This window comes from Mucilaginibacter gynuensis, assembly GCF_039541195.1.
Classification (GTDB): domain Bacteria; phylum Bacteroidota; class Bacteroidia; order Sphingobacteriales; family Sphingobacteriaceae; genus Mucilaginibacter; species Mucilaginibacter gynuensis.
The window spans coordinates 203202-227786 of sequence record NZ_BAABFT010000009.1; the positions used below are offsets into that span (position 1 = coordinate 203202).

Consider the following 24585-nt stretch of genomic DNA (forward strand, 5'->3'; position numbering starts at 1 on the left):
GCGAGGAACGAAGCAATCCCCGACTTGCAGAGCCGCTCTGTATAGTATAGAGATTGCTTCGTTCCTCGCAATGACGATAGTTGGAGGTAACACGATCCAGAACGCGACGCGATTGCTTAGTACCACAACGACGACACTCAAAAAAACTCCAATAAAAAAGGCCTGAGAATAATCTCAGGCCTTTTAATGTTGTGAATTTTTAAAGTATCAATTACTCCGCATGCTCATTAGCATGTGCTTCCCTGAATATTTTAGCACTCAGGAAATCGTTGTTCATGCGGGAGATATTGGTTAATGTAATTTCTTTAGGGCACTCCGCTTCGCAGGCACCGGTGTTGGTACAGTTACCAAAACCTTCTTCGTCCATTTGCGCCACCATTGATTGTGCACGGCTGTAACGCTCGGGCTGACCTTGCGGTAACAAGCTGAACTGTGTTATTTTAGCCGATACGAACAGCATGGCCGAAGCATTTTTACATGCTGCCACACAAGCGCCGCAACCAATACAGGTAGCAGAGTTAAATGCTTCATCAGCAATAACTTTAGGAATAGCGATGGCATTGGCTTCTGGCACGCCACCGGTATTTACCGATACGTAACCACCTGCCTGTTGTATACGATCGAACGCTGAACGGTCAACCGCCAAATCTTTTACTACCGGGAAAGCAGCCGCGCGCCATGGTTCAATGGTGATGGTTTCGCCATCTTTAAATGAGCGCATGTGCAACTGGCAGGTAGTAATGGCGCGTTTTGGTCCGTGCGGACGGCCATTGATGTACAATGAGCACATACCGCAAATACCCTCGCGGCAATCATGATCAAAATATATAGGCTCCTCACCTTTGTGGGTAAGGCTTTCGTTCACCACATCGAGCATTTCAAGGAACGACATGTCCGGTGAAATCTGCTCTGCTTTATAAGTTACAAACTTACCTGAAGTTTGTGAGTTTTTCTGGCGCCAAACCTTCAGCGTCAGGTTCATATTTCCGTTACTCATCTTTTATTAGATTTGAGATATGAGATTTTAGATTTGAGACATCGCTTTTAACTTCTGCTGAAATGCATAATTCATTTTCTGCAATTCATCTATCTGTTTAAGCAAGCTATTCATCAAATCATCATTTAATAGTCTTAACCTGTTTGAAATTACCAACTGGGTTTGCAACTCGTAAGAAGATCCGTTCGCGATCCCTAAAAAATTACAAAACTCCTTGTTTGAATTTCGTCCTGCACCCTCTGCTATGTTTGAAGATATTGAAACTGCTGCCCTTCGTGATTGATTAGTTAATCCAAATCTTTCATCTGCCGGAAAACTTGATGTGGCTTTGTAAACCTCCACTGTCAAGTCTATCGCTTTATTCCATATTTTCAGTTCTTTCAGGTTGTGCATTTTATTTGCTGATATCAGATTCAGATACGGTTATGAACATTTTGATGTCTCAAATCTCATATCTAAATTCTCATATCTTACTTATAATTTCTCTGTGCTAACTTAACGTTTTCAAATACCAGCTCTTCTTTGTGCAGTTCTTCGGGTTGGTTTTCACCTGTAAATGCCCAGGCTGCCACAAACGCGAAGTTTTCATCGTCACGTAAAGCTTCACCTTCTTCTGTTTGCGATTCGAGGCGGAAGTGGCCACCGCATGATTCACGGCGCATTAAAGCGTCGGTAACCATCAGTTCACCAAGCTCGATAAAGTCGGCCACACGACCGGCTCTTTCAAGCGCCGCGTTGATCTCTTCGTTTTCGCCTGTTACAATAGCATTCTTCCAAAAATCGGCTTTCAGCTCCTGTATTAAACCTTTAGCTTTTCTCAAACCTTCGTCGGTACGTGCCATACCGCAGTACTCCCACATAATGTGGCCAAGCTCGCGGTGGTATTCGGTAACGGTTTTGGTACCTTTAAGTGCCAGCAATTTATTTACGTAAGCTATTACATCCTGTTTGGTTTGTTCAAAAGCAGGGTGTTTGGTATCAACCGGCTTAGGGCCTGTAGTAGCTAAGTAATCGCCCAAAGTATAAGGGATAACGAAGTAACCATCAGAAAGACCTTGCATTAATGCAGACGCGCCCAAACGATTAGCACCGTGATCGCTGAAGTTACACTCGCCCAAGGCATATAAGCCCGGTACGTTGGTGCTCAGGTTATAATCAACCCAAAGGCCGCCCATGGTATAGTGTACCGCAGGGTAAATACGCATTGGTTGCTTATATGGGTTTTCATCGGTTATCTGGATGTACATATCAAACAGGTTACCATATTTGGCGGCAACTGTTTCCTGGCCTAAACGCTTGATAGCGTCGGCAAAATCCAAAAATACCGCGAAGCCCGAACCGCCCACACCTTTACCTTCGTCAACCATTTCTTTAGCGTTACGTGATGCCACGTCGCGCGGTACAAGGTTACCAAAGGCAGGATATTTTCTTTCGAGGAAGTAATCACGGTCGTCCTCTTTTACCTGGTCGGCAGTGATCTCTTTTTTGCGGAGTTTCTCGGCAACTTCTACCGTTTTAGGCGCCCATATACGACCATCGTTACGTAACGATTCAGACATCAGCGTAAGCTTCGACTGGTGATCGCCGGTTACCGGGATACAGGTAGGGTGAATTTGTGTGTAGCAAGGGTTGGCAAAGTAAGCACCACGCTTGTGCGCGCGCCATGCCGCGGTAACGTTTGAACCAATAGCATTGGTTGAAAGGTAAAACACGTTGCTGTAACCACCGGTACACAATAATACCGCATGACCTGCATGGGTATCAATGTCGCCTGTTTTTAAGTTACGGGTTACAATACCTTTGGCATGGCCATCAATGGTAACCACGTCAAGCATTTCGTGGCGGGTATACATTTTCACTTTGCCGGCATGTATCTGGCGGTTTAATGCCGAGTATGCGCCTAACAGTAATTGTTGTCCGGTTTGGCCGCGGGCATAAAACGTACGCGATACCTGCGCGCCACCAAAAGAACGGTTATCTAACAAACCGCCGTATTCGCGGGCAAAAGGAACACCCTGTGCCACACATTGGTCAATAATATTTACTGATACTTCGGCCAAACGATAAACGTTGCCTTCGCGGGCACGATAATCGCCACCTTTAATAGTATCATAAAACAAACGGTAAACACTGTCACCATCGTTTTGATAGTTTTTTGCTGCGTTTATACCACCCTGTGCAGCAATGGAGTGCGCACGGCGGGGGCTATCCTGAAAGCAGAATGCCTTAACATTGTAACCAAGCTCGGCTAACGTTGCCGCTGCCGAAGCGCCTGCCAAACCTGTACCTACAACAATAATGTCGTACTTACGTTTGTTGGCGGGGTTAACCAGTTTCAGGTTAAATTTATGCTTGCTCCATTTTTCGGCCAAAGGGCCTTGAGGAATTTTAGCATCTAAACTCATATCTAATTATCTCTAAAGTCTAATTCCTATACAATTCAAATCCGCTTCTCTGCAATTAGTGCTTGCAGAAAAAATAAACTATCGGCATGGCGGCAAAGCCAATCGGTATAATAACCGCGAAGAACCAGGTGCCGATAAACTCAACAATTGGGGTATACTTACGGTGTACCCAACCTAAGCTGCGGAACGCGCTCTGGAAACCATGTAACAGGTGGAACGATAATGTACCCATTGCCACTACGTATAGTATTACATACCATAGCTGGCTAAAGCTGCTGGCTACCTTGGTATGAATGTCTTTTACACGCACAATTTCTACATTGTTTTCGGTGGTGTAAGAATGCTCAAACTCCGGGCTTTCGGGTTTAAAATCGGTAACGGTGCGTTCGCCGGTAAGCACGTTGGTGCGGTACTCTTTAAAGCCTACGGTATCAGTATATTTATACTTATACCAAAAATCGCTCATGTGTATCACAATGAACAGGAACAGGATAGAACCCAGCAGCCCCATGTTTTGCGACGACCATGAAGTAGGTGATTTTGGTGCCGAAGCATACCTTACCGGGCGGGCCTTACGGTTTTTAACAGTAAGCACAATGGCATACAACGCGTGTACCAATATGCTTATGTACAAAATGTAAGCAATTACCTCGATAGGCGGAAAGTGGGTTAAGAAATTTGCGTACACGTTAAAGCTGTAGCCTGCATCATTAGCAAACAATTGCAGGTTACCGGCTAAATGCACGATCAGGAAAGTACACAAAAACAAGCCTGTTAAAGCCATTATCAGCTTTTTGCCCAGCGACGAGTTAAAGGTTTGTTTAAATTCGCTCATTATACTGTAAAATTATTTCGGCAAAAGTATCCATTAAATACTAAAACCCGGTTAATGGTTTAGCTATAATCGATTGAAAAAGTTTATTTAGAAACAATCTAAGTGTTGCCGCCTTATTTGTAACTTTTACAGTTATAATTAGATATTCTTATATATTCGTAGCATAAATCTATTTGCATGAAATACGTATATATTGTTTTAATGGCACTTGTAGTTGCCGGCTGTAACCGATCGGCACGCATAGAAATTGATGGCACCGCCAAGAACCTGCCCAATGGCGTTTTCGGTATTGAAGATGTTGCAGGCAAGCCCGTTTATGGTAATAATGTTGCCAATGGCAAATTCGCGGTGAATGAAATACTGGAGTATCCGGGTTATTACGCCATGAAATTATCTGATGGTGGCAACAGCAAAGAAAAGCCCACTCTGCACGAAATTTATCTGGAGAATGGTAAATACACCATAGCGATAGACGGCAGTAACCTGGCTGCTTACCCAACTATTACATCACCTTCAAAAATACAGCAGGAGCTTTCTGCCTATTACAAACTGGTGGATGAAATTTCTACCGAAGGCAACAAACAGATCAACATGCTTACCGCCGTTTTAAACAGCGATATGGCCAAAACAATGGCGCAAGACAGGTATGTAGAAATGGTGAATGAGCTTAAAAAAGCGCAGGACGAGAAAACGGCTAACGAGGCTAAAGCGATAGGTAAATTTATTGATGCCAATCCAAAAAACGTTATCGCGCCGCACATCATGATCAATCTTGATTATCAAACCAACCCTAAGTATTACTACGATATATTTAACAAGCTGGAGCCGGAAGTAAAGAACAGCGAAGAAGGTAAACAGTTAGGTGAAAAACTTGGTCAGCTGGTAAAAGTACTGGAAGGTCAGCCCGGTCCGGAAATTTATGGTACCGATCCGGAGGGTAAAAAATTCGATCCGAAAAGCATCCAAACTAAAGTAGTGCTGGTTACTTTTTGGCGTGCCGGTAACGAGGTGAGCCGTAAAAACCATAAAGATATTATAGATGGTGTATTGCCGCAGTTTTCTGCCAAAGATGTAAGCGTGATCAGCATCGACCTTGATACCAAGAAAGACTGGTGGACCGATGCCGTTAAGGAAGACAAACTGCCCTGGGCACAATACAGCGACCTGAAAGGTAACGATTCGCAAAACGCGGCGGTATGGGGAATAAGCCAGGTACCATCTTACTACCTCATGAGCGGCGACTGGAAAATAATAGCCCGCAACCTGCCTTTTGAAAGCATTGCTGATGCTATTGCTACACAGTTAAAGAAAAGCAAGTAATATATAAAGTATACAAACCTTATGTTTCAACCCTCTTTATGCCGTGCATAAAGAGGGTTTTTAGTTTATGCTATCGCGATCACCTTATCTTTCAGCACACCGAAGATTCTGTCTTTTTGCAGGTTGCGGATAGCCACCCTACCGGTAAACTTACCGAATGAAGGCAAAATAGCCTGTTTATCGCCAAAGGCGAAACATGGCAGGGTGATGCGCTGCCGTCCGCGGCCTATCATTTCAATACCGGGGTGAATGTGGCCGCAAAGCACGTAGCCTTTAGCCTTAGCCGCGGTTACCTCCGTAAGCGGATGGTGCAGCATTTGGAAAGGGCCAACCAGCAACTCATGATGCAAAGCGATGTTAAGCGCATGGTAATGGCTATCGTGAATAATATCGTGATTGCCGCGAATCAGGATGATCTCAATTTTGGCATGTTGTTGCCTCCACAGGGCAAACCAGTCCCAATCGGCATTCATATCGCTATGAAAAAGATCACCCAAAAAGATGATCCGTTCGGGGCGGTGCTCATGTATAATATCTGATAGCGCGGCCAGATCATCCTGCTCCATATCCCTCGGCACGGCAATACCCGCCTTACGAAAATGCCCCACCTTACCCAAATGTACATCAGCCGCAATTAAGGTTTTTTGCTGCTGCCAGTAAATGGCGCGTTGTGGTAATAATAAAAGATCCTGATCCAGAAAGTTAAAAGGCAATCCCGCACATATCGTCATAGTAACAGCAAAGTTAATAAATGAAATTGCTAAAAGGAATAGTAATTTAAGGTTGTTATCATAGTAAGAGTGAGGTTATCTTGTCGTATCATAATTAATGATTTATACCATCGTTATTGCGAGGAACGAAGCAATCTCTACTTAGGTTTGTGCTGTAATTAACGTTAGTCTGTTCTTGGGCGCAGTGCCCCATTACTTTTGAGGGCAAAAGTAACAAAACCCTTGTCCAGCAAAAGGCTTCTCTGCCGCACTTGGCCATGCGCTGCAAAACGTGCAGAACTTGGGGCTGGAACTTTTGCCCCAACACGTTATTACTCCCCACATGCAACAAGTCCGCTATGCCCGCCTTTGCGCTCTTGGGCTTCAACGTTCTGCCCGTTTTCGCCCGAAGCTGTTTGCTGACGGCTGTGGCGACGCTACTACCTTCAGCTTTGACAACTTTTTAAAAGTTGTCAAAGCTTTTTTTGTTTTGTGAAGCCTCACCTAAATCCTCTCCAAGGGAGAGGACTTTAAAAAAACTGCTGTCGTGAGTTTAGCGTAACTCGTGACTTACGCATGAAGTATGCTTTCAGCTTACCGGCTCTACAGTACAGCGGCGGGACGCCGCGTAATAGCCGTCACTCGGCCGTAGCCGTAGCGACTGTTGCTGTTTTTATTTTCTTTACCCTCGTTTTCGCTTGCGAAAGAGAGGGTCGCCCAGCGAAGCGTCGGCGGGGTGAGTCCGCGCCATCAAATAAAAGCACAACCCCAACATACCCCCCCCCCAAAAAAAAATGCGGCATCGTAAGGAACGGATAGCACAGAACCTGCCCAAGCACAACCCGAACATAGTTCCTTGCGCAGCCGCGACTTTTTTCTTTGGTTACTTTCTTTTTTGAGAGAAAAAAGAAAGTAACATCCATTAACGTTCAGTTAAAGCACACCCATTCCTAACGAAGAACAAATCGCAAATTAGATGTTTCGTACCTCAGCATGACAGGTGGGATGGGGAATGTATACAGGGATCATCTATTCAAATGACAAATAAATTATTGATTTACTTATGATAAAACCTATATTGTATCCCCCTTCTTTAAAAGGGGATAGTAATAATGACTAACCACGAGATAAAAATAAATTTTGAAGAATATACTTCTATAACCGAACTCTCTGCCGATGATCAGCATTTATGCCGGGAAGCGGTAAAAGCCCTGGCTAATTCGCACTCACCATATTCAAAATTCAGGGTAGGGGCGGCGTTGCAATTACAAAGCGGAAAGATACTGCATGCCAGTAACCAGGAGAATGTGGCCTATCCATCGGGTTTATGTGCCGAACGTGTGGCACTGTTCAATTGGGGGGCAAATCATCCTGACGATGCTATAGTAACCATGGCCGTTACAGCTAAAACAGACGAATTTAAATTATTAAAACCGGTTACTTCGTGCGGGGCATGCTTGCAGGTAATGGCCGAATGCGAAAAAATGCAGGGCAAACCGTTAAGGGTAATATTATATTGTATCGACGGACCTGTATGGATTGTTGACGGAGTACAAAGTTTTTTACCATTTTTGTTTTTTGAGGACAGGCTAATTCACTAACCTATGAAAACTAAATTATTTCTTTTCTTAATTATATCTCTATTGAGTTCGCAATTGTATGCCCAAAAGGGCTTTCCGTTTGATAATGAGATCCATGCGTTTAAGCAGCTGGATAGTTTAAACATGCCCAAACCGGGCGGTATCCTGTTTGTAGGCAGTTCGTCAATCCGCTTATGGGACGACCTGGAGCAGCGTTATGCCGGTAAACCCATCATCAAACGTGGTGTGGGCGGTTCGGAGTTGTGGCAATGGGTGCAGTATTTTCCGCAGTACCTCATCTACCCGTATAAACCTAAAAAGGTATTTATTTACGCGGGTGAAAATGATATCGCTTCGGGCAGGTCGGCAGAAGATGTTGCCGGTAATTTCGAAAAGCTTTGGGAGATGATTCGTAAGGAGCTGCCCGCAACCGAGATCTATTTTCTTTCGATAAAGCCAAGCCCGAGCAGGGCTAAGTTTTACGCGGTGGTAGCAGCGGCTAATAGCCTGATCAAAACCTCGGTAGCTAAGAAGCCTAAAACGAAATATATTGATGTGGCTTCAACCATCCTCGATCCTAAAACGCAGTTACCTGATTCCTCTTTATTTAAGCCCGACTACCTGCACCTGAAAAGTACAGGGTATGACAGATGGCAAACGGTATTGAACAAGTACGTAAAATAAAAAAAGCCCCGATAGGGGCTTTTTTTACATAAACAAAAAACTGATTGTACTTCTTATTTGAACACTGAGTGAACAGCGGTAATTTTCCAGCCGCTACCGGTGTTTGATACTGTAACTAAATTGCTGCGGGTAAAGCCATTGTATTGCATATCTACTTTTACTATGGCAACCTCGCCGTTGTTTTCAACTGTTGAAGAGCTTACTTTGCACTCTTGCTCGGTATTTTCGGTTGTTTTTAAATAGTCAACCATTTGTTTTTTGCTGAATGAAAGTACTTTGTTACCGCGCATCATACTGAATTTCGCGCTGCTGTCAAATACATCATTCAGGCCTTCAACTTTACCGTGTGCAAGGGCGTCTATATAGGTAGCAACTGCATAATCTTTAGTTAATTTTGCTACGTCGTCGGCTTTAACTACATTGGTTACTATTATTAATGCTAAGCCTAAAATTATTGATTTTAAAGTTTTCATGATATTGGTATTTAAGGTGTTGTGTAAAATTTAATTATTTAATTTATATCTATAAGACAGTGCCGTATTACCAAACGTTACAAGAAAATTTTAAAATCGTCACTTTTAACAGTTATTTAACATTTGGCCTGCAACGCGTCATATATTCATAATTTTAAGGGCACTTTTGATAGCTATGATTGAATTTTCGACAATTATTTTGCGTTTTGGTGAAATGGGCGAAAAAACCGGATGGACATTTATTGAGATTCCGGCAGACATCGCGCAGGAATTAAAGCCCGGCAACCGGAAATCTTTCCGCGTGCGTGGCAAATTAGACAGCCATCCCATCGCCGGCGTTGCCCTGATGCCCATGGGCGACGGTAAATTTATTATGGCCCTTAATGCCGATATGCGCAAAGGCATCCGTAAAAGTGAGGGCGCTATGTTGAAACTACAATTAGAAGAGGACACAGAATTTATAGTAACCGTTCCGGATGATTTGGCCGAATGCTTTGAATATGAGCCCGAAGCCTTTGGATTTTTTAACAGCCTGGCAAAATCGCACCGCAACTACTTTATCAAATGGATAGACAGTGCCAAAACCCAACCCACCCGCGACAAGCGCATAGCCCTCACCGTAAATGCCATGGTAAAGCGCTGGGATTATAGCCAGATGATAAGGGCTTCAAGTAAAGGGGTATAGATTTTTGTATTTTTAGATGTGCAAATATGCAGATGTGTGGGACGTGCCTGTCACCTCGTTTCTAAATATGATTATCTTTTCCGTCAGCAAACAGCTTCGGGCGAAAGCGGGCAGAACTGCGGGGGCCATGAGCGCAAAGGCGGGCATAGGAACTTGTTGCATGCGGGCTGGGAAATGAGCGGCGAAGCATGGGGCAAAAGTTCCAGCCCTAAGTTCTGACAGCTTTGCAGGGCAATGGCCATGTGCGGCAAAGAAGCCTTTTGCTGGACAAGGGTTTTGTTACTTTTGCCCTCAAAAGTAATGGGGCACTGCGCCCAAGAGCAGGCTAACGTTAATTACAACACTGTCCTAACATAAAAAGACTCCGAACAGAATGAGGTTGCTTCGTAGATCACAATGAAGGATCAAACTTCACTATATACCAAAATATCTTTAAAACGAAAAAGGCTCCGGTAACCACTCCGGAGCCCAATACACAATTATTATTCAACCAATTTTTACTTAAAAACGGAGTAAACATTAGTTATCTTCCAGCCGCTGCCGGTGTTGGCAATGGTTACGTAGTTAGTTCTGATAAAGCCGGGGTAGTACTGGTTTACCTTGATAACCGATACATCGTTATCTTCTTCCATTACATCGGCAGTGGTTGAGCAGGTTTGCTCAATGTTGCGCAGGCTTTCGAGGTGTTTAATCATTTCTGTTTTGCTGTAGCTTACCACTTTTTTGGCTTGCACCATGTTAAACTTGGTGTTGTTGTCAATGATCTGGTCAAGCCCATCCACTTTACCATGGGTTATGGCATCTATATAAGTGTTTACCGCGTAGCTTTTGGTTAGCTTTTCTACCGGTTGTTTGCCATCCTCGGCTTTTGTTATGTTAACGGCCAGCATTAATGCTATGGCAGGGATAATTAATTTTAACGTTTTCATTGTGTGATATTTAAGGGTTTGTATTCTTTTAATTTATTTATCTATAAGACACAGGTTCATTTTAATAGGTTACACTTTTTCATCAACTATTTGCAATTAGTGTCTTTCGCACATTTCTATATTTGTTATCTACGAATTTCTTCGTACAAATATCTACGATAGATTTCGTATATCAAAATGTTTTTTAAAATTTATGTTTGTCAACAGGGGATATGTAACGATGATAAGTTTACCCTGTAATATTTAGGCCTTATGCCTTATATTTACCAATCCTTAATTTTTACTGCTGCTAAATGAGTGACGATTTAACTCCAAAAGATATGCCGGTAAACGGCGAAGACAGACTGCATAATGTTACCTCACTTGATGGCTTGTACGAAAACTGGTTTCTGGATTATGCCTCGTACGTAATACTCGACCGTGCCGTACCCCACATAAACGACGGTTTAAAACCCGTACAGCGCCGCATATTGCACTCGCTTAAGGAGATGGACGACGGGCGCTTTAACAAGGCTGCCAACGTTATTGGTAATACCATGAAGTATCACCCGCATGGTGATGCCTCCATTGGCGATGCCATGGTGCAGATAGGGCAAAAGAACCTGCTGATAGATTGCCAGGGTAACTGGGGCGATCCGGTAACGGGCGACTCGGCCGCGGCACCACGTTATATTGAGGCGCGCTTGTCGAAATTCGCGCTCGATGTTGTTTTTAATGCTGACACTACCATTTGGCAGGCCAGTTATGATGGTCGTAATAAAGAGCCTATTACACTACCTGTAAAATTCCCGCTGTTGCTTGCGCAGGGCGCCGAAGGTATCGCTGTAGGTTTGGCCACTAAAATATTACCGCATAACTTTATTGAATTGCTTGATGCATCGATAGAAGTATTGCGCGGCAACCGGCCCAATTTAGTGCCCGATTTTTCAACCGGGGGTATGGCCGATTGTTCGGCTTATAACGAGGGACAGCGTGGCGGTAAGGTACGTGTGCGCGCCAAAATTATGGAGCGCGATAAAAAAACGCTGGCCATTACCGAAATTCCTTTTACCACAACTACCGGCGGACTTATCGATAGCGTTATCGCGGCTAATGATAAGGGTAAGATCAAGATCAAAAAGATTGAAGATAATACCGCTAAAGATGTAGAGATCATCATTCACCTGGCACCCGGTATATCGCCCGATGTAACTATCGACGCGCTTTACGCCTTTACTGATTGCGAAGTATCCATATCACCCAATACCTGTGTAATACAGGATGATAAGCCGCGCTTTATGAGCGTGAACGATATGCTTACCGAAAGCACGTACAAAACGCGCGATCTGTTAAAAATGGAGCTGGAGATCCGTTTGAAGGAATTGATGGAGAAGATCTTCTTCAGCTCGTTGCTCAAAATATTTATACAGGAAGGGATGTACAAGCACCCCGACTATGAAACTTCATCGACCTTTGAAGGTGTGGTTGAGGTATTGAACAGGTTATTTGAGCCGTTCTTTCCGCAGTTTTACCGCACCATACTGGCCGAAGATTATAAGAAGCTGATCGATAAACCGATGAGCAGCATTACCCGGTTCGACTTTAAGAAAACCGACGAGCAGATCAAAAATCTGCAAGAAGAAATAAAACAGGTTAAACATCACCTGAAACATATTATTGACTATACCATTGCCTGGTTCGAAAAACTGAAGGAAAAGTATGGTAAAGACCGCGGCCGTAAAACCGAATTACGTACGTTCGACAGGGTGGAGGCCGCGCAGGTGGCATTGGCCAATGTTAAGCTGTATGTTAACCGCGAAGATGGTTTCATAGGCTCGGGTCTTAAAAAGGATGAGTTTGTGTGCGACTGTTCGGATATCGACGAAATTATCGTGTTCCGCGGGGATGGCCGTTTCTCGGTTACTAAGGTTCAGGATAAGGTTTTTGTGGGTAAAGATATTATCCACGTAGCCGTATTTAAAAAGAACGACGAGCGCACCGTATATAATATGATATATAAGGATGGGCAAAGCGGTATAGCCTATATCAAGCGTTTTTCGGTTACAGGGGTAACGCGCGATAAGGAGTACGACCTTACAAAAGGTACAAAAGCTTCTAAAACACTGTACTTTACAGCCAATCCTAATGGCGAGGCCGAAATTGTGAACATTGCGCTTAAGCCGCATTCGAAGCTCAAAAAACTACAGTTCGACGAGAACTTTGCCGAAATAGGTATAAAAGGACGTAATTCCATAGGCAATATTATTACCAAATATCCAGTTAAGAAGATATTGCTGAAAACAAAAGGCGTATCAACCCTGGCCGGACGTAAAATTTGGTACGATGATATTTTGAAACGCTTGAATGCCGATGGCAGGGGCAAGTATCTGGGTGAATTTGATGGCGACGACCGCGTACTCAACATTTTCAGCAATGGGGTGTACGAGTTGAAAAATTTCGACCTCAATAATCACTTTGATGATAAAATGATCGTTATTGAAAAATACGATGCGGAGAAGGTTTATGCTGCGGTGCATTTTGATGGCAAATCAAAAAATTACATGGTGAAGCGTTTTGTGTTTGATAATACCGCTATAGGTAAACAAACCAGCATCATCAGCGAAGAAAGCGGATCGAAACTGGTATTAATATCGGGCGCGGCACAACCGGTAGTAAAGGTAGAACAGGTAAAAGGTAAAGGCGGAATTGTAGAGCAGGTAGAACTTAACCTGACCGACTTGATTGATGTGAAAGGGATGAAGGCGATGGGCAACAGGCTATCGGCACATATAGTTCAAAAAATTGAACTGATAGCCGAGCACGACGATGAGGAAGATGTACCTGATCCGGCACCTGATACCGTAGAAGCTACCGAGATCATTGAAACACCGGCAGATAAAACAACAACCGATTTGCCACCTGTAGCGGATGCTGAAATTGAAGAAGAAGTTGCTGAAGAGCAGGAAGAAATAACACCTGTTGAACCGGAGGAAAAGAAAGAAGAGAAAGTAAAAGAGAAAAAGCAGGAAACACCACCGGAACCGCAAGCGGATAAGCCGGCAAAAAAAATTGATTTTGAAATAACTAATCCGGATGATATTGATATAGACGACAAGGGGCAGTTAGGATTATTTTAATGGTTAAATTTTGAAAAAAATACGTTTTATTATATGGGTGCTCATCTGTGCGATGAGTATTAACCTGAGTTATGCACAACGATCGAAAAGCAAATCAAAAAAAAGCAAATCGAGTAAATCGGTAAGTCATAAAACTACTAAGAAGAGCAAATCAAGCCGGAGTAGTAAATCAAAAAAATCGCGCAGGGGCAGGTCGCGTTCTTATGCACGGGTGCGCGAAGAAAGCGTGCGCCATACCTTCGCCTTAGGCGATTCTACCTTTTTGCTGGATGACGAGCCCATGCAAATGATCTCGGGCGAAATGCACTATACCCGCATACCCCACCAGGAATGGCGCGAGCGTATGCGCATGGCCAAAGCCATGGGTTTAAACACCATAGGCACTTATGTTTTTTGGAATGCGCACGAACCCGTACAGGGCCAGTATGATTTTACCGGCGAAAATAACATTGCCGAATTTGTGCGCACCGCTAAGGAAGAGGGCCTGTTTGTAGTACTGCGTCCAAGTCCGTACGTATGTGCCGAGTGGGAGTTTGGCGGTTACCCGTGGTGGTTGCTGAAAGATAAAAACATGAAGGTGCGCAGCCAGGATCCTAATTTTATCGCCGCTTACCGCAACTACATTCTGCAATTGGGCAAGCAGCTGTCGCCATTATTGGTTACCCATGGCGGTAATATATTAATGGTACAAATTGAAAACGAATATGGCTCGTACAGCGATGATAAGGAATACCTCGATCTTAACCGTAAGATATTTTTAGAGGCCGGTTTTGATGGACTGCTTTTTACCTGCGATGGTGCCGAGCAAATGCCTAAAGGCTACCTGCCGGGCTTTTTACCTGCCGTAAATGGTTTGGATAACCCAAAGGAAGTAAAAGAACTCATTAATAAATATCACAATGGCAAAGGCCCGTATTATGTGGCCGAATGGTACCCGGGCTGGTTTGATGTTTGGGGAACCGGGCACCATAAAAGCAATGCTGATGCCGATGCCAAAAAGCTGGACGAAATATTATCGGCAGGCATCTCTATCAATATGTATATGTTTCATGGCGGCACCACGCGCGATTTTATGAATGGCGCCAACATGAACACCAAAGACCCATATGCGCCGCAAACATCAAGCTACGATTATGACGCGCCGTTGGATGAAGCCGGTAATCCTACTCCTAAATATTACAAGTTCAGGGAGGTAATAGCCAAGCATTTGCCGCCGGGAACACACCTGCCACCTGTGCCCGAAAAGCACAAGATGACCATGGCGCTCGAACTCATTAAGCTGACTACCGTAGCTCGTTTGTTTGATAACCTTCCGCAACCGGTAACAAATGACAGGCCAATGGGCTTTGAAGACCTTAACCAGGGCTATGGCTTTGTATTATACCGCACTACTATGCACAGCGTAAACAAGGCCCTGTTGCAATTAACACAATTACGAGACTATGCTACCGTATATGTTAACGGAAGCCAGGCAGGTATTATGGATCGTCGTTTAAAGCAGGATACCTTGACACTGAACAATGTACCTGAAAATGCCACGCTGGATATACTGGTTGAAAATAACGGACGCATAAATTACGGTCCTTTTTTGACCGATAACCGACACGGTATCACCGAAAAAGTTACGCTTAATAATACTGAACTGATTGGCTGGAAAATGTACCGCTTGCCGTTTGATAACCTTACGCGCCTGCGTTACGTGCCAAACAGCAATGCCGAACAAGTGCAGCCTGCTTTTTATAAAGGCCGTTTCTCGTTACGTATTACGGGCGATACCTATTTTGATATGACGGGTTTCGGCAAAGGCTTTGTGTTTTTGAACGGGCATAACCTGGGTAAATACTGGGGCATCGGTCCGCAGCAAACCATTTATGTCCCGGCCGCATGGCTTAAACGAGGGCTTAACGAAGTAGCCGTGTTTGATGAACTGAACACCAACCATACAGGGCTATCAACATTAGATCATCCTGTACTGGATAACGTACCCAAAAACTAAACGGAAATATAACCCAAAAAGAAAGCGCCCCTTTAACAAAAAGGGCGCTTTCTTTATATGCAGCGAGGTTGATTACAAGATCAGGATCAATACTAAGATGATAATGATGATAGCACCTACCGAAAGGTAAATACCGCCGCCACCCATAGCCTGGGCTTCGCTTTTAAGGCTTTTAAGTTCGTTTTTAACATCTTTACGCTCTTGTTTGGTCATTTGAGATTTGTCCATCTCTTTAATTTCCGCAACGCGTAACTTTATTTCTTCTATACGGGCTTCTTTTTGCTCCTCGGTCATGTTGGCAATAGCCTCTTTATTTACACCACCGTTTACTTTATCATCAAGCGTAGCTGCGTTCGAGTTAAAACCAGCCACTGTAAGCAGCATTGTAATCGCGATTAAATAAATTTTCTTTTTCATAGCTTTAAATTGTTGTGTGTTTTAACAGATAAGTTTTAAATGCTCAAAAATGTTTTATGAAAAAGCAATTTTTTAACATAAACTTCATCAAATGCTGATAAAAAAGGCAGCTTCAAAAGTATGGCCGAGTTTCAGGTGCTGTATCGCGTCTTTTTTGCTGATGTCGTGCGGCTCGCCTTCGGTATCGGTATAGCCCAGCCAGGGCTCAATGCACACAAAGTTTGCCTTCGGCTTGGCCCATATACCCAAATGGTTAAAGTGTGGAAACTCAACCGATATGGATTTATCGTGATTGTCGCTTTTTATACTGACCAGCTTCGAACTTATGTTTTTAAATATCAGCGCGTCATCATTAAAAATATCGCCGGTAAGGTAAATACGGTTGCCTTTCATTGGCACGCTTTCGGTACGGCCGTCAAAATAACCGTTCTTTGATATCAGGTGCCTGGTAAGCGGTTCTTCGGTTTCAAACTCTACATAATAATCCTCGTATTTTTCGCCTTCCAAAAAAGGAACTCTGAATGCCGGGTGCCCACCTACCGAAAAATGGATGGTTTTATCATCGTGATTAATTACCTTATAAGTAACACGCAGGGCATTATCAATTAAGGTATAAATAACCTGGAAATCAAATTTATAAGGGTAAGCCTGTAAAGTATGCTCGCTGTTAGGCAGCGAAAACACCGCGTGTACGTCGCTCGATTCGAGCAAAATATATTCCGAATGCCTGCCGAAGCCATGTTTAGGCATAGGATAAGTCTTACCGTCAACCAGCAACTCGTCGTTCAAAACACCGCCCACAATAGGGAACAGGTTTGGCGCGTGCCATGCCCACACCGCCGGATCGGCCTGCCATAGCTGCTCGGTACCGGTAATTTTGTTGTAAATTGAGGTGAGTTCGGCTCCCTTGGTACGCATGGTAACCTTTAGTGATTCATTTTCAATAGTGATCATTTGGTTATTAATTGTTTATAATAAAGGTAGATTTTCCTGTAAATCAAACGCTATGGTAATTGAAATTATTAATTGCTTAATCCCGTAGTTTTTAGTTTGGCCTTAATTACCGAATCTTTTTGCGCAGGCTTCAATCCATAGTTAAATTGGTACAAAGCACCCTCCCAATCCCCATACGACGGATTAGGCAGTACAATATACCTGCTGCCAAAATCTTTAAGCAGTTTGGCTGTTACCTCATCGCGGTTTTGCTCGGTTATGGGGTTCTCTTTATGGTTATCGTACAGCACATCAAAATCGGGCAGGTTATCGCCGCATAATAAAACTATCTGGTGGGTTTTCAGCACCTCGTTGCGCCTGGCTTCTTTGCTTGATGCGCCTTGTTTTAACTGCAAATGCGCGTTATCGGCATTGGGTAGATTATACAACCGGAGGTTTTTGAGGGTGTTTTCGCGTTCGTCCTCGTCGCGGTTGGTAATGTAAAATACGGTTACGCCCTTTGATGCCGCGTATTTAAAAAATGCCGGTGCGCCGGGTACGGTGTCGGCTATGGCTTTGGCGGTCCACTCTTTCCAGGTTTTGGCATCGTAATCTAAATTGGCAATGGCACGCGCCGCATCATACGGACTATTATCCAGCACGGTTTCGTCAATATCAGTCACTACAGCTAATGGCTTGCCCGCAGGCGGATTTTTCAGCGCTTCATCCAACCGCAAACGGGCTATGTTATAAGCCTGAAAGCACAAGGCCTTATATTCTACCGAGCGTTGCTGCCATAAAGACGACCACACTTTGCCGTTATTAGCTGTCGATACCGTACTCACTTTTTTAGCGGGAGCGCAGGCGGCAAGCAACCCTATACTTAATGCGAAGAGCTTGATGCGGGTATGTTTCATGGTATGTTTGAGATTACAGCTTGGTGCTTGTTTAAAATAGTGTATAAAATTATTCAACTTAAGCCGAATAACAAATTCACCGCAAAGGTTTGCACATTAAGCTAACCAATTATGCAGCTATTGGTTTAACAAATATGAAGCTTTAATACCGGTGCCTGTAACGGATAGCCGCGTTAATTATTTAATGACATAGTGATGTTGGTTTTTTCTTCGGGATGACAAACAAATACGCATAATTTGTGTACAATATACATTCATTAATTATTCATGCCCATCAACCGTAATTACAGCTTTATTGCAAAGGTATACCTGCTTTTGGTATTGGCGTTATGCAGTACCCCGGGTTTTGGCCAGGCTTTACGGTCGGTAAAAGATTTTGATAATGGTTGGATGTTTCATTTGGGCGATGTGCCCGGTGCCGAAAAGCTTACGTTTAAGCCGGTTGGCTGGCGCACGCTCAACCTGCCGCACGATTGGAGCATAGAAGGGCAGTTCAGCAAAGATAATCCCGCCACTCCCGAAGGCGGCGCTTTACCCGGCGGCATTGGCTGGTACCGCAAGGTTTTTACAGTGCAGTTAAGTTCAAAAGGCAAACTCACTTATATTGATTTTGATGGCGTATACCAAAAAAGCGAAGTATGGATCAACGGCCATCGCTTGGGTTTCAGGCCTAACGGCTATATCTCGTTCAGGTACGAGCTTACTGATTACCTGAATTATGGCACCAAGCCTAATGTAATAACGGTTAAGGTAGATAATTCAACACAACCCAATTCGCGCTGGTATTCGGGTTCGGGTATTTACCGTAATGTATGGCTGGTAACCACCGGGCAGGTAGCGGTTGACCAATGGGGAACTTACGTTACCACTACCGACGTTAGTGAAGAAAGTGCCGTGATCAGCATCAAAACAACTATCAATAACAACATACTTAATCCTGATAAAAAGTTCACGCTGTCTACCGCTATTTACGGGCCCGATGGCAAACCGATAGCGGGCAACATCTCGCCCGAATATTATTTGAAGGATGGAATGGTGAATACCAGCCAGGGCATCAGGATACTGAAACCTAAGCTGTGGAGTGTTGATAGTCCGTATTTATATAAGGTGCTCACTAAGGTAATAATGGATAATAAGCCGGTAGATGAGTACTGGACTACCGTAGGCATCCGCTATTTTGATTTTGATAAGAATAAGGGCTTCAGCCTTAACGGCAAAGCCATGAAGATACTGGGCGTATGTAACCATCACGATTTGGGGAGCCTCGGCGCGGCCATCAATATCCGTGCTATGGAGCGGCAACTACAAATGCTGAAAGAAATGGGCTGCAATGCGATACGAACCTCGCACAATCCACCTGCCCCCGAACTGCTCGATCTTTGCGATAAAATGGGTTTCATTGTAATGGATGAAGCTTTCGACTGCTGGGAAAAACCAAAAGCCAAGTTTGATTACCATCTTTATTTTAAAGAATGGGCCAAGCGCGACCTTACCGATCAGCTACTGCGCGACCGTAACCACCCCAGCGTATTTATATGGAGCATAGGCAACGAAATCCCCGAACAGGGCGACAGCACCGGTACCCGTATAGCAAAGGAGCTTGCCGCGGTTGTAAAGGAGTACGATAACCGGCCGATCACCACGGCGAATGATAAGCCATGGAACGGCAACTTTATTGTAAAATCGGGCGAGCTGGATCTGGTGGGATATAACTATCACCATAACGATTACGAGAGCTTTCATAAAACATTTCCGGGCATGAAGTTTATCGGCACTGAAACTACATCGGCCTTGCAAACGCGGGGGCACTATGATATGCCTTCGGATAGTATTCGCCGCTGGCCAAATAATAAGGAGATGAAGAACGGAGTGGGCATTATGAATGCCGATTACACGGTATCAGCTTATGATAATGTATCGGCGCCATGGGGCTCAACGCATGAGGAAACCTGGAAACTCATCAAAAAGCACAATTACCTTTCGGGCATGTTTGTGTGGACGGGGTTTGATTACCTGGGCGAACCTACGCCTTATACCTGGCCTGCCCGCAGTTCGTATTTTGGCATTATCGATCTGGCCGGTTTCCCGAAGGATGTTTATTACATGTACCAAAGCGAGTGGACCAACAAGCCCGTACTGCACATTTTTCCGCATTGGAACTGGGAAGCCGGTAAAACGGTTGATGTTTGGGCCTACTATAACAATGCCGATGAAGTAGAGCTTTTTCTGAACGGCAAATCGCAAGGCGTAAAACGCCGCCGCGGCGAAGACCTGCATGTAATGTGGCGCTTGAAGTTTGAACCGGGCACGCTTAAAGCGGTCTCGCGCAAGAATGGCGAAGTGGTACTTACCAAAGAGATCCATACAGCAGGAGCGCCTGCTAAAATAGAACTGGTGGCCGATAGAAACAACCTTACCGCCACCGGTAAAGACCTTGCATTTATAACCGCCCGCATACTCGATGCCGACGGCAACGTGGTGCCCAATGCCGATAACCGCGTCACCTTTAAACTTACCGGCAACGCCTTTATAGCCGCTGTTGATAATGGCGACCCGGTAAGTCACGATCCTTTTAAGGCCGACAACGTAAAAGCCTTCCATGGCCTCGCGCTGGGCATCATACAAGCCCGGGATACCCCCGGCACCATAGCGGTAACAGCCGTTTCTCCCGGTTTATCTACTGCGGTAATTTATTTGAAGATTAAGTAGCCCTCTTATATCGTCATTGCGAGGTACGAAGCAATCTCTAAGCTATACAGAGCAGCTCTGTAAATCGGGGATTGCTTTAATTCCCTCCTTGGGGAGGGGTGTGATGGAAAGTGTAGTGGCAGGGAGGGGTTTATAGAGCGTTTCAATTAACAGACAGTGTTGACGAAACCCCTCCCTCCACCCTCCCAAGGGAGGGAATCGCACATGCCCCCGCTTTTTCTTTGCAAAACCCACGCCCTAAGCCTGTAGTCTGTGGTATCACACATCACAATTTAACCTTGCCAAACCTTGAAAACTATGTATGAACAATCTTATTCAGCCCAAAACTTATTGTGATAAATATGATTGTACTTTTATACGTTAAAAGTCAAAAATTATTTATTTATTTGCTTTAGAAAGTATTGTATTACAAATAAATTGCTGTTTTAAGCTATTTGTGCTTTGCAAAAAGTAGTGTTACATTTAAGCGATAGTATGTAATAACATATATACTTTAATACATCAATACAACTAAAGCACCATTACATTGAAAAAGGCTAATTATCAAAAGTTTCCTTACGTTCAGGTTGAAACAGAAAATACATCATGCGTTAGCGGCTGGGCAGCAGTTACAGCTAAGCTTAATGATGAAATTCAATCAGGCAAAAAGCGCATAGTTATTGAAACTTACCAGGGGGTAATTGATGCCGAGCTGGTTGGTCACATTAAAGGTGCTGTAAAGTACGATCACTGGATTGATGCCGCCGATGCTTTTAAAAGCGAAGAAGAGATCACCGCGCTAACCTATGCCGATGTTACCGACGACCGCATCTTCGGTTATATAACCCGCCTTAATATTGAGGATTACCTTGATGCCGAAAAAGCTGAAGCGCTAAATGCAGAAGCAAAGTCGGCAGATGGAGTGGTGATTGTTTATGGTACCGGCGCGAGTTTGATACTGCCCGAATTTGACTTGCTGGTTTACGCCGACATGGCCCGCTGGGAGATACAGCTGCGCATGCGCGAAAAACTGGTAAACAATATCGGCCTGAAAAATAACGACGAAGAATTTTCTATTCAATACAAACGGGGCTTTTTTGTAGACTGGCGCGCCTGCGACAGGTTAAAGAAAAGGCTGTTCAGCAAGATCGGTTACGTACTGGATACCAATAAACAAGGTCAGCCTATTTTAGTAACCGGCGAAGCCGTTTTACGCGGCCTGGAGATCAGCGCGAAACGTCCTTTCCGTGTGGTGCCGTTTTTTGATCCGGGCCCATGGGGCGGGCAATGGATGAAAGAGGTTTGCGATCTTGACCGCTCGGCAACCAATTATGCCTGGTGTTTTGATTGCGTACCCGAAGAAAATAGTTTGCTGCTCCGCTTTGGCGATACTGATGTGGAGATCCCATCCATCAACCTGGTGTTTTATAAAACCGATGACCTGCTTGGTCCGAAAGTACATTCACGTTTTGGGGACGAGTTTCCTATACGGTTCGACTTTTTGGATACCATTAAAGGCGGTAATTTGAGCTTACAGGTGCACCCGCTTACCCAATACATCCAGGAAAAATTTGGCATGCACTACACGCAGGACGAAAGCTATTATTTTTTAGATGTGGATGGCGAGGCCGATGTATACCTTGGCTTGCAGGAGGGCATAAACCCCGATGAAATGCTGGAGGACCTTCGTGCTGCAGACAGGGGCGAAAAGCTCTTCGAAGATGAAAAATATGTAAAGAAATGGCCGGTTAAAAAGCACGATCACGTGTCTATCCCGGCCGGTACCGTGCATTGCTCGGGTACGGGCGGTATGGTGCTCGAAATTAGTGCTACGCCATATATCTTCACCTTTAAACTGTGGGATTGGGGTAGGTTAGGGCTCGATGGTAAACCACGACCTATCAATATTGAGCATGGTAAAAATGTGATCCAATGGGATCGTACCGCTTCATGGGTGGAGAAGAACGCGCTTAATTTGGTTGAGCCATTAGGCGAAGGCGATGGCTGGCGCGAGGAACGTACCGGCCTTAACGAACTGGAGTTTATTGAAACCCGCCGCCACTGGTTTACCGGCAAGGTGAGCCACAATACCAACGGAATAGTGAATGTGCTTAACCTGGTGGAAGGCCGCGAAGTAATAGTAGAAAGTCCGGCCAATGCTTTCGAACCCTACGTAATTCACTACGCCGAAACCTTTATAGTACCCGCCGCGGTAGGCGAATACACCATTCGCCCGCATGGCGAATCGGAAGGGCAGGAGTGTGCTACGCTGAAGGCCTACGTACGAGTATAAACCAATTGATACCCTAAATATTATGAGTAAAGAAGCGCAACTACAACCATCCACCACGGGTTTTGTAGTTAAAATTACGGTGGTGGCCGCCCTGGGCGGTTTATTATTCGGGTATGATACCGCTGTAATTGCAGGCGTTATCGGCCTTATAAAAACAAAGTTCGGGCTTACACCTGCAATGGAAGGCTGGGCTGCCAGCAGCGCGATATGGGGTTGCGTTATTGGCAGCGGTGTTGCCGGTTATATGAGCGACAGACTGGGCCGCAAAACTACATTGATATTTACAGCGATACTATTTGCCGTATCATCCATAGGCGCGGCTTTGCCAACTAATTTAACGCAATTTGTGCTGTTCCGTATTGTTGGCGGCATTGGTATCGGGGCGGCATCTATGTTGTCGCCATTGTATATTTCGGAGATAGCTCCGCCTAAAATACGCGGTAAACTGGTGAGCGTTTACCAGTTGGCTATTGTTATCGGTATTAACCTCATTTACTTTGTTAACCTTAAAATAGCTTCGTTAGGTACCCACGAGTGGAAGGTAGAAACAGGCTGGCGCTGGATGATCGCTTCAGGTTTGCTGCCATCGGCCTTGTTCCTGATACTGTTGTTCCTGGTGCCCGAAAGCCCGAGATGGCTGATCAAAAAGAACCGTTCGGCAGAAGCCTTGAATACATTAGAACGCCTGAACGGTAAAGAGGAAGCCTTAGCCGTAGTACAAGAAGTAGAACTTACCCTCAACCAGGAGAAAGGTACCATTGCGGAATTATTTAAACCCGGCCTGCGCAAAGCGATGATAGTTGGTGCCGTACTGGCGCTCTTCTCGCAGATCACCGGGATAAACGCTATTATTTACTATGCCCCCAAGATATTTGAAAATGCCGGTTCAAGTACCGATACAGCTTTGCTGCAAACGGTGATCATAGGTGTTATCAACACGCTGTTTACCTTTATCGCTATTGGTTTTATTGATAAACTTGGGCGTAAAACACTGCTGCTATGGGGAGTGGCCGGTATGATCATCGGGCTGGCTGGTACGGGTTACAGTCTGTATAACCAGTTAGACGGTATCTGGCTGATGGTATTCATCTTCCTCTATATCGCGTCGTTCGCGGCATCGCTGGGGCCAATTCCGTGGGTAATCATTTCGGAGATCTTCCCTACAAAAACGCGCGGCATTGCCATGTCGTTCTCCACCACCGTGTTATGGATCGGCGTTTTACTCATCACGCAGTTCACCCCCATGCTGTTAGAGCCGGGCTTACTGTCCGACAAAAAAGAAGAAGCCGGAGCGTTTACCTTCGGACTGTTCCTGATAGCCGCGCTGATATTATGGGTGTTCACACTAATAAGAATACCGGAAACCAAGAAGAAGACTTTAGAAGAGATTGAATTGAGTTGGAAGAAGTAGGGGGAAGTTTTTTTTGTCGTTTGTTCTTCGTTAGGAATGGTAGTGCTTTATTGAATGTCAGTGGATGTACTTTTTTCTTTTCGTGGCTGTTGCACAACTAACACAATGTTGAAAAGACATTAATAATGAAAGGCGAGGTGTTTCTTATCTTGTAATATGCAAGGGAAGAAAAGCCACCAGGAAAAGTTGTTCATCA

At 44.6% G+C, this 24585-nt stretch carries 20 protein-coding genes; 10 read left to right on the top strand and 10 right to left on the bottom strand.

Translation table 11 applies throughout. The features are described from left to right. Window positions 1-211 precede the first annotated feature (211 nt). The 4 genes from ABD894_RS17890 to ABD894_RS17905 form a co-directional block, all read right to left on the bottom strand. Window positions 212-997 carry a succinate dehydrogenase/fumarate reductase iron-sulfur subunit gene (locus ABD894_RS17890; protein ID WP_345212435.1) on the bottom strand — a complete coding sequence of 262 codons (786 nt, stop codon included), beginning with the start codon at window positions 995-997 and terminating at the stop codon, window positions 212-214. 27 nt (window positions 998-1024) lie between these two features. Then, a complete protein-coding gene (locus ABD894_RS17895; RefSeq protein WP_345212436.1) occupies window positions 1025-1390 on the bottom strand; it encodes a four helix bundle protein in 366 nt (121 codons plus the stop codon). 77 nt (window positions 1391-1467) lie between these two features. After that, complete coding sequence (locus ABD894_RS17900; protein ID WP_345212437.1) at window positions 1468-3402, bottom strand: fumarate reductase/succinate dehydrogenase flavoprotein subunit; 1935 nt, start codon at window positions 3400-3402, stop codon at window positions 1468-1470. Between the two features lie 55 nt (window positions 3403-3457). Next, window positions 3458-4237, bottom strand: a complete 780-nt coding sequence (locus ABD894_RS17905; protein WP_345212438.1) for a succinate dehydrogenase cytochrome b subunit — start codon at window positions 4235-4237, stop codon at window positions 3458-3460. Between the two features lie 177 nt (window positions 4238-4414). Between ABD894_RS17905 and ABD894_RS17910 the strand changes: the two genes are divergently transcribed. Continuing rightward, a complete protein-coding gene (locus tag ABD894_RS17910; protein WP_345212439.1) occupies window positions 4415-5557 on the top strand; it encodes a TlpA family protein disulfide reductase in 1143 nt (380 codons plus the stop codon). Window positions 5558-5622: 65 nt separating this feature from the next. Here the strand turns inward: ABD894_RS17910 and pdeM are convergent, their stop codons facing one another. Beyond that, the gene (pdeM, locus tag ABD894_RS17915; protein ID WP_345212440.1) at window positions 5623-6288 is read right to left on the bottom strand and encodes a ligase-associated DNA damage response endonuclease PdeM; all 666 of its coding nucleotides are present in this window, start codon (window positions 6286-6288) and stop codon (window positions 5623-5625) included. 1091 nt (window positions 6289-7379) lie between these two features. On the opposite strand from pdeM, the gene ABD894_RS17920 reads away from it, so the two are divergent. Continuing rightward, on the top strand, window positions 7380-7868 hold the full coding sequence (locus ABD894_RS17920) for a cytidine deaminase (RefSeq protein ID WP_345212441.1): 489 nt from the start codon (window positions 7380-7382) through the stop codon (window positions 7866-7868). 3 nt (window positions 7869-7871) lie between these two features. Continuing rightward, window positions 7872-8531: a GDSL-type esterase/lipase family protein gene (locus ABD894_RS17925; protein ID WP_345212442.1), complete on the top strand. Its 660-nt coding sequence runs from the start codon at window positions 7872-7874 to the stop codon at window positions 8529-8531. A 53-nt stretch (window positions 8532-8584) separates the two neighbouring features. Here the strand turns inward: ABD894_RS17925 and ABD894_RS17930 are convergent, their stop codons facing one another. Beyond that, window positions 8585-9004, bottom strand: a complete 420-nt coding sequence (locus tag ABD894_RS17930; RefSeq protein WP_345212443.1) for a nuclear transport factor 2 family protein — start codon at window positions 9002-9004, stop codon at window positions 8585-8587. A gap of 175 nt (window positions 9005-9179) precedes the next feature. Here ABD894_RS17930 and ABD894_RS17935 point away from each other — a divergent pair, with 175 nt between their 5' ends. Continuing rightward, window positions 9180-9689 carry a YdeI/OmpD-associated family protein gene (locus ABD894_RS17935; RefSeq protein ID WP_345212444.1) on the top strand — a complete coding sequence of 170 codons (510 nt, stop codon included), beginning with the start codon at window positions 9180-9182 and terminating at the stop codon, window positions 9687-9689. A gap of 36 nt (window positions 9690-9725) precedes the next feature. Continuing rightward, entirely contained in the window at window positions 9726-9908 is a 183-nt protein-coding gene (locus tag ABD894_RS17940) for a hypothetical protein (RefSeq protein WP_345212445.1), read from the top strand. A 278-nt stretch (window positions 9909-10186) separates the two neighbouring features. Here the strand turns inward: ABD894_RS17940 and ABD894_RS17945 are convergent, their stop codons facing one another. Further along, window positions 10187-10618, bottom strand: a complete 432-nt coding sequence (locus ABD894_RS17945) for a nuclear transport factor 2 family protein (protein WP_345212446.1) — start codon at window positions 10616-10618, stop codon at window positions 10187-10189. A 320-nt stretch (window positions 10619-10938) separates the two neighbouring features. On the opposite strand from ABD894_RS17945, the gene ABD894_RS17950 reads away from it, so the two are divergent. Both ABD894_RS17950 and ABD894_RS17955 read left to right on the top strand, forming a co-directional pair. Further along, window positions 10939-13734 (top strand): DNA gyrase/topoisomerase IV subunit A, encoded by a 2796-nt coding sequence (locus ABD894_RS17950; protein WP_425562978.1) that lies wholly within the window; start codon window positions 10939-10941, stop codon window positions 13732-13734. A 10-nt stretch (window positions 13735-13744) separates the two neighbouring features. Next, window positions 13745-15730 carry a glycoside hydrolase family 35 protein gene (locus ABD894_RS17955; protein WP_345212448.1) on the top strand — a complete coding sequence of 662 codons (1986 nt, stop codon included), beginning with the start codon at window positions 13745-13747 and terminating at the stop codon, window positions 15728-15730. Window positions 15731-15802: 72 nt separating this feature from the next. On the opposite strand, the gene ABD894_RS17960 is transcribed toward ABD894_RS17955, so the two are convergent. The 3 genes from ABD894_RS17960 to ABD894_RS17970 form a co-directional block, all read right to left on the bottom strand. After that, window positions 15803-16147 (bottom strand): hypothetical protein, encoded by a 345-nt coding sequence (locus tag ABD894_RS17960; RefSeq protein ID WP_345212449.1) that lies wholly within the window; start codon window positions 16145-16147, stop codon window positions 15803-15805. A gap of 87 nt (window positions 16148-16234) precedes the next feature. Next, window positions 16235-17101 (bottom strand): aldose 1-epimerase family protein, encoded by an 867-nt coding sequence (locus tag ABD894_RS17965; protein WP_345212450.1) that lies wholly within the window; start codon window positions 17099-17101, stop codon window positions 16235-16237. A 68-nt stretch (window positions 17102-17169) separates the two neighbouring features. Beyond that, complete coding sequence (locus ABD894_RS17970) at window positions 17170-17997, bottom strand: 5'-nucleotidase, lipoprotein e(P4) family (protein WP_345212451.1); 828 nt, start codon at window positions 17995-17997, stop codon at window positions 17170-17172. A gap of 267 nt (window positions 17998-18264) precedes the next feature. Between ABD894_RS17970 and galB the strand changes: the two genes are divergently transcribed. The 3 genes from galB to ABD894_RS17985 all read left to right on the top strand — a co-directional run bounded on the left by galB (window position 18265) and on the right by ABD894_RS17985 (window position 24389). Next, entirely contained in the window at window positions 18265-20706 is a 2442-nt protein-coding gene (gene galB / locus ABD894_RS17975; protein WP_345212452.1) for a beta-galactosidase GalB, read from the top strand. Between the two features lie 526 nt (window positions 20707-21232). Beyond that, the gene (locus tag ABD894_RS17980) at window positions 21233-22978 is read left to right on the top strand and encodes a class I mannose-6-phosphate isomerase (RefSeq protein ID WP_345212453.1); all 1746 of its coding nucleotides are present in this window, start codon (window positions 21233-21235) and stop codon (window positions 22976-22978) included. Window positions 22979-23000: 22 nt separating this feature from the next. After that, complete coding sequence (locus tag ABD894_RS17985; protein WP_345212454.1) at window positions 23001-24389, top strand: sugar porter family MFS transporter; 1389 nt, start codon at window positions 23001-23003, stop codon at window positions 24387-24389. The last annotated feature ends 196 nt before the right edge of the window (window positions 24390-24585 follow it).